The sequence below is a fragment of the Amycolatopsis sp. genome (assembly GCF_025464955.1).
GTDB lineage: Bacteria > Actinomycetota > Actinomycetes > Mycobacteriales > Pseudonocardiaceae > Amycolatopsis.
Map to the genome: position 1 here is coordinate 1 of NZ_JAODNM010000012.1, position 11,912 is coordinate 11,912.

9 protein-coding genes and 1 pseudogene are annotated in these 11,912 nt (G+C 68.5%); 6 read left to right on the plus strand and 4 right to left on the minus strand.

Features of this window, described 5'->3' with window-relative positions:
- Window positions 1-178: pseudogene (locus JWQ81_RS01360) on the plus strand (AsnC family protein); the annotation flags it as partial.
- Window positions 179-491: 313 nt separating this feature from the next.
- On the opposite strand, the gene JWQ81_RS01365 reads toward JWQ81_RS01360, so the two are convergent.
- Both JWQ81_RS01365 and JWQ81_RS01370 read right to left on the minus strand, forming a co-directional pair.
- Entirely contained in the window at window positions 492-1,382 is an 891-nt protein-coding gene (locus JWQ81_RS01365; protein WP_297536886.1) for a glycosyltransferase family 2 protein, read from the minus strand.
- Window positions 1,379-2,287, minus strand: a complete 909-nt coding sequence (locus JWQ81_RS01370; RefSeq protein ID WP_297536887.1) for a glycosyltransferase — start codon at window positions 2,285-2,287, stop codon at window positions 1,379-1,381. The genes JWQ81_RS01365 and JWQ81_RS01370 overlap by 4 nt, the downstream gene beginning before the upstream one ends.
- A gap of 235 nt (window positions 2,288-2,522) precedes the next feature.
- On the opposite strand from JWQ81_RS01370, the gene JWQ81_RS01375 reads away from it, so the two are divergent.
- Window positions 2,523-3,857, plus strand: a complete 1,335-nt coding sequence (locus JWQ81_RS01375) for a hypothetical protein (protein ID WP_297536888.1) — start codon at window positions 2,523-2,525, stop codon at window positions 3,855-3,857.
- Window positions 3,858-3,942: 85 nt separating this feature from the next.
- On the opposite strand, the gene JWQ81_RS01380 is transcribed toward JWQ81_RS01375, so the two are convergent.
- On the minus strand, window positions 3,943-5,313 hold the full coding sequence (locus JWQ81_RS01380; protein WP_297536889.1) for a hypothetical protein: 1,371 nt from the start codon (window positions 5,311-5,313) through the stop codon (window positions 3,943-3,945).
- 290 nt (window positions 5,314-5,603) lie between these two features.
- Window positions 5,604-7,265: a glycosyltransferase family 39 protein gene (locus tag JWQ81_RS01385; RefSeq protein WP_297536890.1), complete on the minus strand. Its 1,662-nt coding sequence runs from the start codon at window positions 7,263-7,265 to the stop codon at window positions 5,604-5,606.
- Between the two features lie 172 nt (window positions 7,266-7,437).
- Here JWQ81_RS01385 and JWQ81_RS01390 point away from each other — a divergent pair, with 172 nt between their 5' ends.
- The 4 genes from JWQ81_RS01390 (at window position 7,438) to JWQ81_RS01405 (ending at window position 11,508) form a co-directional block, all read left to right on the plus strand.
- Window positions 7,438-9,408, plus strand: a complete 1,971-nt coding sequence (locus JWQ81_RS01390; protein WP_297536891.1) for a DUF6541 family protein — start codon at window positions 7,438-7,440, stop codon at window positions 9,406-9,408.
- Complete coding sequence (locus JWQ81_RS01395) at window positions 9,408-10,310, plus strand: glycosyltransferase (protein WP_297536892.1); 903 nt, start codon at window positions 9,408-9,410, stop codon at window positions 10,308-10,310. The genes JWQ81_RS01390 and JWQ81_RS01395 overlap by 1 nt, the downstream gene beginning before the upstream one ends.
- A gap of 159 nt (window positions 10,311-10,469) precedes the next feature.
- Complete coding sequence (locus JWQ81_RS01400) at window positions 10,470-11,165, plus strand: glycosyltransferase family 2 protein (protein WP_297536893.1); 696 nt, start codon at window positions 10,470-10,472, stop codon at window positions 11,163-11,165.
- A gap of 1 nt (window position 11,166) precedes the next feature.
- A complete protein-coding gene (locus JWQ81_RS01405; RefSeq protein ID WP_297536894.1) occupies window positions 11,167-11,508 on the plus strand; it encodes a DUF2304 domain-containing protein in 342 nt (113 codons plus the stop codon).
- Window positions 11,509-11,912 lie beyond the last annotated feature (404 nt).

The window sequence follows — 11,912 nt, forward strand, 5'->3', positions numbered from 1 at the left end:
CAAGGCACCGGTTTCGCTGACGTCGCGTCCGCAGCACAAGATCGGCGTCGGCCCCGGTGAGACGCGCGGCGGCCACACCGTCTACATCCTGCCGGACGCGACCCGGGTGGTGTCCGTCCGCTGGAGCACTCGCCCCGACCCCGAAGCACGCACTCTCACCTGGTCGATCGAGGACTAGCGGCGGCGACCCCTCGGGGTCACCCGTGTGGCGTTGATAGTGCTGAGGTGACTTGGGATTTCGACGTTCGACAGCGCGGGGCAGAACGTCGTGTCGGGTTCCGCTCTGGGCGGCAGGGACTGGGGTGGCGGGGGACGCGGACCGGATCGGAGGCCCCGCGTCCGTGGGGCTGGTGGTGTCAGTGTGATTGCTGGGGTTAGCCGGTCCGGTGCCCTTGTGTACGAAACGTCCCCCGATACAAATGATTTGTACTAAACGTCCCCCGAGTCACTCGAGCACGGACCGCAACGCCACACCAGCACCCACCGGAGGACTAGACGTCGGTTCCCGCGTACGAAGAACCGGCCGGTAGGTACTTCGCACTCACCCGGCCGGTCATGCCGTCGAAGAACCCACGCAGCAGTGCCGCCACGTGAGTTCGCCGCTTCGCCTCGAACAGGGCCGTGTTGACCGTCCACCGCGTCAGGTAGAGCACAGCCGACAACGCCCAGCGCCGGTTCCCGCGCAGCTGCTCCCTGGCGAGGATCGTGCTGTTCCTGGCGACCCAGTAGTGCCGCCAAGCCGGGTAGTGCAGCACGTGCGTCCGAAGGAAACCGACCCGGTGCTCCCGGCGGTCGCCGAGCGAATGCGGGAGCAGCACGCTCGTGTCCTGGACCACGCGGAACCCGGCATTGCGCGCACGTAGGCAGAAGTCGAAATCGACCCAGTCGACGAAGAAATCCTCACGGAACCGGCCGACGGCGTCGAGGCAGTTGCGCCGGACGAGCATGCCCGAGGTCATCACGCCGTCGCGGTCGGCGACCACCGGGCCCGTTTCCGCGGCCCGCTCGTACGTCCCGCCGTGCGCGGCGTCCCACGGCGTCGGCGCGACGACGCCGATGTGCTCGTCGGCGAAGTGCGCGGACAATGCCGGGACGAGTGCTTGCGGCAGCACGGAATCCTGGTCGAGGAACAGGACGAAGGCGGTGTCGGCGGGCAGTTTCTCCACCGCGGCGTTGAGAGCGGCGGCGAGGCCCTGGTTGCTTCCGTTGCGCAGCACGGTGATCCGCGGGTCGTCCAGTTTCTCGGCGGCGGAGGCCGACGACGCCGGGGTGTTGTCGGAGACGATCACCCCGGTACAGGTCAGCAGCGCGGACTCGACCACGGCCGCCAGCCTGTCGTCCGGGTGGTACGCCGTCACGACGGCGGTCACCGGCGCGGTCATCGTGCCACCTTCGTTCCGGAGCGGTAGTCGGCGCCGGCGGGCAGGTAGCCGGGTGTCGTCCGGTTCGTCACGGCGTCGAGGGCTCCGCGCAGGATCGCCTTGACGTTCGCCGCCCGCGAAGGCTCGAACACCGCGGTGGTCAATGCCTGACGACCGAGGTAGAGCACGGCCTGCAGCGCCCAGCGCGGGTTGCGGCCGAGCGACTCGCGGATCAGCACCAGCCCGTTCCTGGTGATCCAGTAGTGCCGCCAAGGCGAATAACGAAGGACCCGGATGGTCATCGGCCCGACGCGGTGCTCGCGCCGGTCGCCGATCGAGTGCGGCAGCAGGGTTTTGGTGTCCTGCACGATCCGGACGCCGTTGCGCCGGATCCGCAGGCAGAAGTCGTTGTCCACCCAGTCGACGAAGAACTCGTCGCGGAAGGGTCCCGCCGCGTCGAGGACCTCGCGCCGGACCAGCATCCCGGAGGTGATGACGGTGTCGCGGTCGACGAGCTCACCCGCGCTGGGCGCGAACCGGTCGTAGGTCGAGCCGTCCACCGCGTCGACCGGAGTGGGAGCGATGACGCCGATGGACGCGTCCGCCAGGCTCGCCGCGAGCGCGGTCACCAATCCGGCCGGGAGCACGGAATCCTGGTCGAGAACGAGGACCGCTTCGGCCTTGGCGGATAGCGCGCCGACCGCGGCGTTGAGCGCACCCGCGAGGCCTCCGTTGCTCCCGGAGCGGAGCACCCGGACGCCCGGCCCGGCCAGTCCGTCGGTCAGCGACGCCGACCCGGCCGGGGTGTTGTCGACGACGAGCACTTCGGCGCAGGTCTCGAGAGCGGTACCGATCACGGCCGACAACCGGTCGTCCGGATGGTAGGCCGTGACGACAGCGGTGATGTTGATGCTGGGCTCAGCCATCGGTATGGGGGCTCCTCGAGATCGGCGGCAGAGGGCGACCGACCGCGTCTCCCACTGGCCGGATTGATGCTACAGACGCTCGCGGACGCCCCGGCCAGGCCACCTTCCCGACGGGACATCGCCGCCCGGACACTGTCCGCTACGCTGCGATAGCGGGACGATCTCCACTTGCCGCGTGTGATGCGCGGCCTGGTCGCCGCCCCGAATTCGACCGACAGACCGACAGGCTTGGAGCATGAACCCCTTCCGTTTCCTCCGCGGTCCGATGCCGTTGATCGGCGCCGGGCTCGCGCTGGTGGTCCTTTCCGGTGTCGGGTACATCGGCCTGATCACCCGCTCGGGGGTCGGCACGGCCGGGATCGCTGCCCTGACCAGCCTGTACTTCCTGATCAACACCGTCGCGCTCGGTGTCTTCTCCGGTGTCGAGCAGGAGATGTCGCGCACGGTCAGCCAGGAACGCGCCGTCGGCCGACTCTCGGTTCCGGCCGCGCACGTGGTGGCCAAGCAGGCGGTCCGGCTGTTCCTGTTCGCCTCCGCCGGGGTGCTCGTGCTGTCTCCGGTGCTGGTCAAGGGGTCGTTCCAGGGGCATTGGTCGCTGGTCGGCGAGCTCATCGTCGGCCTGTTCGCCACCTGCTGCGCGTCCACCGTCCGCGGCGCGCTGGCCGGCAGCAAGCGGTTCGGTTTCTATGCCGCGTCGCTGGCCACAGAAGGCCTGTCACGCCTGATCCTGTGCACGGCGCTGTGGCTGCTCAAGGTGGATTCGGTCTGGGCCTTCGGCCTGGCGTTCGTCCTCGGTCAACTCTTCGCGGCGCTGGTCGGCGCCGTACTCTTCTGGCTCGCCGGTGACCGCAACCGTGCCCGGTTGACGTCGCCGGGTGCCGCCGAGCCGATCGCGGGCGCCGGCAAGATGCGCTTCGGGATCGCGGCGGGCCTGGGGCTGCTGGTCATCGCCAGCCTCACCAACCAGGCCGTGGTCAACCTGCCGCCGGTGCTCGTCGCGGCCAAGCTTGTCAGTCAACCCGCGCTCTCAGCGGCGATCGGCGTGGCGCTGACCCTGACCCGGCTGCCGATGTTCGCCTTCGTACCCCTGCAGACCATGCTCCTGCCGCGGCTCACCGAAACCGCGACGCGCGGAGACCGCCTCGGGGTGCGCAAGCAGACCATGCGCACCGTCGCGGCGTGCGTGGTGCTGGGGTTGGCCGGCATCCTCGTGCTGGCCACCGCCGGCCCCTGGCTGCTCGGGGTCTACGCGCCCAAGGTGGCGGGCCTGTTGTCCGGCGCGACCATGGCCGGGCTTGGCATCGGGACGCTCTTCCTGATGACGGCGAACGTCACGCAACCCGCGCTGCTCGCCCTCGGCAAGCACCGCCTGGTGCTGGCGTCCTATCTGACCGGCGCGGCGGCCATGGTCGTCGCGTTCGTACTGCCGCTCGACCCGGTCTTCTCCGCGGTGCTCACGGCGTCCGTCGGCCCCATCGCCTTGGCGACCGTCATGGCCGTCGCGCTGGCACGGGCGACCCACGGCGCCCTGCCGCCCACCGCCGACGCACCCGCGCCCGCCGTCCACTGAGAACTATCGCAACTCGACGGCGAGTTGCGATAGTTGCCAAACCTCAGCATCGCAACTCGACGGCGAGTTGGTGGTTGTCGGCCCGTCAGTTCACGTCGTCGCAGGGCAGTGTGAGGAACCAACCGGCTGGGTCCTCCACTACGCGCGCGGTCGGTTTTCCTTGCGCGCACTGGAGTTTCGCGTCGGCGACGCTCTGGTCCCACGGCGTGCCGGTCAGCGGATAGGCCGACTTCGGCAGTTGCCGCACGATGCCGGTGAGCAGGACTGCCGCCACGGCTACCGCACCGATGCGCCGCCAAGCGGCCTTGGGGATCTGGTCCAGCCCGATCACGACCACGGTGAGCAGGAACAGCACCGGCGCCGAGCTGTAGCGCTGGCCGTCGATCACGACCCCGGGGCGGTCGACGTACAGCCCGGTGTGCCAGTTCCGGCCCAGGTCCAAGGCGATGAACAGTGCGCCATAAGCGATCGCGGCGACCACCAGCACCCGACGCGGCGTGCCGCTCCAGCGGATCGCCACCGCCGCCAGCGCCAGCGCGAAGAGCAGCGTCAGCACCGCAGGCCAGTAGCCGAACAGGGAGTAGATCCGCGCGACGTCCTCTGAGTTGCTGAACGCCACCAGCGGAACCCGCATCAGGGCACCCGTCGCGACACCGAAGACGTCGATGGGCTCTGCGAAGTACGGATCCCGCTGGGCCAGCAGAAGCGCGACCAGCTGGACGACCGTGCCTGCCCAGAACCCGGCGGTGATCAACGCCTGCCGCCGCCCGGCGAGCGCGAACCTGGCCACCGCGATCGGGGCCAGCAGCAGGCCCACCGCACTGGTCGTCACCGCCAGGAAGAGCGCGATGGCGACGACCACGCTCTGCCAGCGCTTCGCCGGCCGCCACCACAGCAGCCAGAACGCGCCATACAACGCGAACCAGTGGAAGTTGGCCAGGTTGCCCAGGGATTCGGAGTTCCCGGCCGGGGCCACCACGACCAGCGCGGCCAGTGCGAACCGCGCGACGCGGGACCGCACGAGCCCGCCCGAGGACGCGAACACGAACAGCGCCACGACCGCCCGCAGCATCGCCGCGGTGACCGCGATGCCCACGGCCGCCCAGCTCAGCGGGAACAGCCCGATCACTTCGCTGGCCAGCCTCGGCACCATGTGCAGATAGCCCTCGTAGGGCGAGACCAGGTTCGCACCAAACGACTTCGTGCGGGCGTCCAGCAGGAAGCGCGCGCCGTCCTCGGCCCAGAGGTGGTTCAGCCGCGTCCGGCCCGCCGGGATCAGCAGCAGATACGCGACGGCCGCGAGGAACGCGGCGGAGTAGCCGGCCACCACCCTCGCCCGAGGCGTCTTGCTCGGTTCGGCGGCCGGGAACAGCCCGGCCAGACGGGGCTTCCACCGGGCCCAGAGGGACGTCAGCGGGCCCGCGTCGTCCTCGATCGCTGTCGCGTTCCCTGTCATCTGGACCGGATCGCTCCCCTCATGTACGTGCGCGATCGGTATTCGGTCGCTCCGGGCGGTCACCCACCACAGCGCCCCGACCGAGATGTCCGGCGTATCCTACTTACCGAAAACTCGCTCTCAACGAGGACCCGTGGGCACCCATCCAGACCACTGTGTGAGGTCGCACGCCAAGCTTCTCCGTGCATTGTCAGATCCCGCCGAGCACATCCGTAACCTGAAATGCCTCGCTCGCTACAGTCCGCTCTCCCACACTGAGCAGACCCCAAATGGCCTCGTTGGGCGCACGCTTATCCTCGCGATTTGTGCTTGTGAGAAGCGTTCGCGGGCGGGGTCGACGTGGCTGGTTGGGGAGCAGGCGGCGCGGGAGCGGGTTTGCGCTCCAGGAGGGCCACAGTCGCGTAGTCGGAGGGGTGGTCGATCTGCGCCACGGTGAAATCTGCCCGCAGCGCCCGCTGTTGCGCGGACGGGAGTCCCTCCAACGGATCCACCGGCGGGACATTGTCCAGCGGGTCCGCTGACTGATTGACCCTGGCCAGCCACAACCGGCGCACATCACGCAGTGCCGACTGAGGATCAGCAGTGTCCTCGGTGAAGAACTCCCCGAGCTCGGTCCCCGTGCGGGCCGCGAAGACATCGTGCGGCTCGACACCGGCTGGTAGGTAGTAACGCAGCCCGGTGTCGATCATGTAGTAGCCGTCGATCGCCCGGACCGGCACCACCCCGTCGCCCGGGCGGTAGCCCTGCGCGATGATGGCGGCGACACCGGCGTAGCTGAACGACGGTGTCGCCGGTGCACCAGGATAAGTCCACCAGTCGTGCGCGTCCGGGGCGCGCAGCGCGCGCTGGTCGGGCACGCCGAGCAGGGCCAGCACGATCAGCGTGACGACGGCAGGCACCCGGCCGAGCGCAGCAATGCCGGCGCCGGCGACCAATGCCCACGCCGGCAAGGTGAATGTCAGGTATCTCGGCATCCAGTACGACGTTCCACCGTGCGAGACGACCCAAACCACGGCGATCGGAAGCGCGGCCATCGCCAGCCCGCCGACCGCGTGGCTCCGCGAAGCGCCGAGCGCCAGCGGAGCCAGCACGATCACAGCGCCGGCCATCAATATGGAGCAGAACAGCTGGGGCCATAGCGCGAAGACGGCGCCCGGACTGGGGACGGGAATATCGAACTGGATCTTGGCCTGCCGCAGCCCGAAGATCACGACGGGAGTCAGCATAGCCACCCCGACCGCAGTAGCCGCCAGGAAACCGAGCAGGATCCGCCGCTCTCGCCGCTGCCACCAATGCACCGCGACCACGACTCCGTGGCCGAACAGAAAAGACAGCGCGACGAGATTCAGGACGCCGACGAACGACACGGCCAGTGCGTAGCCGACCCACCGAAGCCACCCCGACCGGTCAAGTGCCCGAAGCAGTAGCAATGTCGCCAGTGCCACGGCAAAAACGGTCAACGCGTACGAACGTGCCTCCTGGGCGAACCGCGACACGGCCGGAACCAGGACGAACACGATCCCGGCCCACACGGCGGCGCGGTCGCCGAACATCCGCTTCGTGACCAGAGCGGTGAGCGCGGCGGCCGCGGCCATCGCGAGCACTGAAGGAACCCTCAGTGCGACGACCGAGTCTCCGAACAGCGCCATCCAGCCGTGCAGGAACAAGTAGTAGGCACCGGAGGAGGCGTCGGTGTGCCCGAGCAGTTCGAACAGCTGGCCCGTGCTGCGCGAAGCAGCGTCCCACGAGGCCAACTCGTCCCGCCAGAGCTCCGGACGACCCAGCTGGTACAGGCCGAGGACGAGGGCCAGCAGGGCCGGCCACAGCCAGACCCGGCTGATCAGGTGGACGAGCCTGGCCGGTACCCAGTTCCGGGTGGGCGGCGGTCCGTCCTCTCCGCCCGGCACGGCACCCTGGCGGCCTGTCCCTGTACCTACGGCAACAACGCTCATGATCCTCGAATGTCAGCAAGAAACGGCAAAGGCGCCGACATCGTATTCGACTCCCTACTTTCCCCATCCGGACACCGGGTCCAGGGTCCGAAAAGGATCCACGCGAAGTGCGCCATCCTGTTGCTCATAGACTTCGCGAGCCCGTGACTCCGCGACTAGGTACGAGGACTGCATGAACTGGCTGGACGTCTCACCCGTCGCCTTGGTCTGCGTGGGCTGGCTCTTCGTACCGGGGCTGCTGCTCAGCTACGCCGCCGGGTTCCGCAGCATCGCGGCCTGGGCAGTGGCGCCCGCGCTGAGCGTAGCGATCATCGCGGTGACCGCGGTGCTCGCCGGCAAACTGGGCCTGTCGTGGTCGGTGCCGCTGGTCCTGATCGTCACGGTGCTCGCGGCCGTCGTCACGGGCGGGGGCGCGTGGCTGCTTCGCAAGCGCTTCGATGTCGTGCGCGAAGCGGACTCTCGCCCGCTCATCGTCGCTGCCTTCGTCGGGCTCGTGCCCGCGATCGTGCTCGGCGGCATCGCGACCATCATCGGTATGGGCAGCCCGGACTCGCTGTCCGAGACGTTCGACGCGGTCTTCCACTACAACGCCATCGCCTACATCATCGACAGCCGCCAGGCGTCCTCGCTGACGCTGACCACCCTCGGCACGCCGGGCATGCCGCCCGGGTTCTACCCCGGCGCGTGGCACGACGTCGCGTCGCTGGTGGTGCTCGCCACCGGCACCAGCATCCCGGTCGCGGCCAACCTGCTGACCGGCGTGCTCGCCGTGGTCGTCTGGCCGCTGAGCTGCGTCCTGCTGGTCCGCCAGGTGGGGGGCCGGTCGATCCCCGCGATGGCCATCACCGGCCTGGTCAGCATCGGCTTCACCGCGTTCCCCTGGGGACTGATGGACTTCGGCGTGCTGTGGCCGAACCTGCTCGGGCTCTCGCTGATCCCGATCGGCGCGTCGGTCGCGGTGTCGCTGGCCGGGCTGGCCAACGACGACGTCATCGGCAAGGGCCGGGCCTGGCTGCTGCTGCCGTTCGTGGTGATCGGCGGCGGCCTCGCCCATCCGAACTCGCTGTTCACGCTGGCCGTCATCATGCTGTTCCCGCTGTTCACCGGTATCGGCCGGTGGGCGCTGCGGATGCGGGCGGAGGGGCGCACGGCCCGCGGCCTGAGCTGGTTCGCCGTCGCCGTGATCGTGCTCGTCGGAGCCTGGCGCGTCGCGTCCACGACCCCGGCACTCGCGACCGTGCGGACGTTCTACTGGGCTCCGTTCGAGAGCGCGACGCAGGCTGTCGGCCAGGCCGTGTTCGGCTCCACCAACGGCCGTCCGGCGCTCTGGGCGCTCGCGGCCGCGATGATCGTCGGGATCGTGCTCCTGTGGAAGCTGCGCGACCAGCGCTGGCTGATCGGGGCCTTCGCCGCGAGCGTCTTCCTGTACGTGCTGGCCGCGGCGCTGAACACGCCGGGCACCCAGCGTTTCACCGGCTACTGGTACAACGACTCGAACCGGCTGGCGGCGGCGATTCCGATCACCGCGGTGCCGCTGGCCGTGCTCGGAATCGTGTACGTCTCCAAGCTGCTGCGCGACAAGCTCGCCGAGCGTGAGCGCCCGCTGCTGGGGCGGTTCGGCGCCTCGACGCTCGGGGTGACCCTGGTGGTCACGCTGCTCGTCGCCCTCGCCGGTAAGGGCATGTACGTCAACGCCCACATCACGACGGTCGGGTACGCCTACACCTCCCGGACCGATTCCACCACGAACAACCTCGTCGACGACCGCGAGCGCGCCTTCTACGACAAGATCAAGAAGGACATCCCGGCGAACGCGGTGGTGGCGAGCAACCCCTGGGACGGCAGCGCACTGCTGTGGGCCCTGATCGACCGCAAGCCGCTGTTCCCGCACATGGACCTGCCGAAGACGCCGCCGCAGGACTACCTCGCCAAGCACCTGGTCGACGCCGTCTCCGACCCGACGGTATGTCTGGACGCCAAGAAGCTCGGGGTCGACTTCGTCCTCATCGGCAACCAGCACTTCTGGCTGACCGACAACCGGCGCAAGGACTACCCCGGCATCGTGGATCCTGTCGGACGGCCCGGCTTCCAGCTGGTCGACGCCGACGGCGACCTCAAGCTCTACAAGATCACCGCCTGCTGATGTCAGGAGAACCCCCGGCGATGACCGGCAAGATCACCGCGATCGCGACGGCATACCACCCCGACGCCCGGCTGTTGGCCGTCGTCGAGGCTGCCACTGCGTCCTGCGCCGAGGTGCTGGTGGTGGACAACACCCCCGGCGGCGCGGACCTGCTCGCCGGGGAGCTGCCCGACGGGGTCCGCGTGCTGCGGCCCGACGGCAACCTCGGCCTGGCCGGTGCGCTCAACCTGGGCCTGCGCGAGGTGTCGGCGGGTTCGGACGCGGTTCTGTTGCTCGACCAGGACTCGGTGCTCTCGACGCGGCTGATCGAGCAGTTGGCCGCGCACCTGGCCGACCCGTCGGTCGGCGCGGCCGCCCCCGCGCCCTGGGACGCGGTCCGTGAGTCCTACATCGACCCGCGCACGGCGTTGCGCCCCGACGTCGCCGACCGCGACGCCGTCATCACCTCCGGCATGGTCGTGCGGCGTGCCCTGCTCGACGAGCTCGGCGGGTTCCGCGAGGACTTCTTCGTCGACTGCGTGGACCAGGACTTCTGCCTGCGCCTGCGGCGGACCGGCGCGCGGATCGTGCAGGACAAGCGGATCAGGCTCCCGCATTCGCTCGGCGAGGTCCAGGAGCACCGGTTCCTGGTCGGGCACGTCCGCGTCACCCACCATCCGCGGTGGCGGCTGTACTGGGTGATCCGCAACGGCGTCGTGCTGGTGAAGGAGAACGTCCGGCGGTCGCCGGTGTGGAGCCTGACGTCGGTGCTGATCATGGTCCGCTGGGTACTGCTGACCGCGTTGTACGAAAAGCCTCGGGGAGCCCGGTTGCGCGCGATGCGGCACGGCCTTCGCGACGGTTTGCGCGGCCGGACCAGCTCGGAGTACCTGCCCGCGGGCAGCGCGGTCGCCGGATCCTGAGCCCGATCGGCGCCGACCCGGCACCGGGCACGAGCGCTCCGGCGGCTGGAACTACACTTCGAACGAGATCTTTTCGTTTCCGAATAAGCCCGGAACCGACGAGACCCGCGCATTGATCCGCGAATCTTCGACAATGCTTCAAACGTCCTGGAGGACTTGGTGACCGAGTGGTCCGATGTCTGGTTGGTCGTTCCCGTGTACAACGAGGCCCAGGTCATCGGGGATGTCATCCGGAACGCCAGGCAGACATTCCCCAACATCGTCTGCGTGGATGACGGCAGCGTCGACTTCTCCGCCGACCGCATTCACGAGGCCGGCGCGCACCTGGTGCGCCACCCGGTGAACCTCGGCCAGGGCGCCGCGATCCAGACCGGCGTCAGCTACGCCAGGTCGCAGCCCGGTGCCAAGTACTTCGTCACCTTCGACGCCGACGGCCAGCACCAGGTGGACGACGTGGTGCGGATGGTCAAGCGGCTGCAGGCCGAGGACCTCGACATCGTCGTCGGCACCCGGTTCCTGACCGGCGCTGACACCAGCCACATCCCGTGGATCAAGCGTTTCGTGCTCAAGACCGTGGTGCTGCTCAGCCCGCGTACGAGGCGACTGGGGCTCACCGACGCGCACAACGGGCTGCGGGTGTTCAACCGGACCGTGGCGGACACGCTGAACATCACCATCAACGGTATGGGGCACGCGTCGGAGTTCGTCGAACTCGTCGACCACCACCACTGGAAGGTCGCGGAAGAGTCCGTGACGATCCTTTACACGGAGTATTCGATGGCCAAGGGCCAGTCATTGATCAACGGGGTGAACATTGTCTTCGACAGTGTTCTGAGGACGGGTCCGAGGCGCTGACATGTTGATCCAGATCCTGCTCATCGCCGCCACTCTCCTGCTGCTCCTGCTGTTCCTGCGCCACCACGGCAAGAGCAAGACCGCCGCCGGGGTCAAGCTCGGCTTCGCGGTGTTCATGATCTTCGGGGTGCTCGCCGTGCTGCTGCCCAACGAGGTCAGCAAGATCGCCAACTTCCTCGGCGTCGGCCGCGGTACCGACCTCCTGCTCTACGGCATGATCGTGGCCTTCGGTTTCGCCACCATCAACACGTTCCTGCGGTTCAAGGAGCTCGAACTGCGCTACGCCAAGCTGGTGCGGGCCGTCGCTCTCCAGAACGCCACCGTCCCCGACGACGACCACTGACGGCACTTTTGCACTTTTGTGCCCTCGTTGAACGCTCAACGAGGGCACTTTTGTGGCTCTTGTGTCGTATGTGCGGGATCGCGAGCGTGGAACTCAGCGCCTTGAGCGTGGAACTCGCGGTGTCCGCCAACGGGAGTTGACCGCGCAGGATGTCCGTTTCGCAACTCGACGGCGAGTTGCGATGGTTGAGCGTTCAACGAGGGTACTTTTGTACAAAAGTGGTTCTTCGGTGGTATGTGTGGGTGCTGGTTGCTGTGGACTGGCAGCGTTTTACCGCAGCAAGGGCCTGGTCGTGTCCGGTGTATGGCGAATGCCGGTGTCCGGAGCTGGGTGTGGGACTCGCCGGTCTGAGTGTGGGACTCGCCCTCGCTGAACGTGGGACTCGCACAGCACATCGGCGAGTC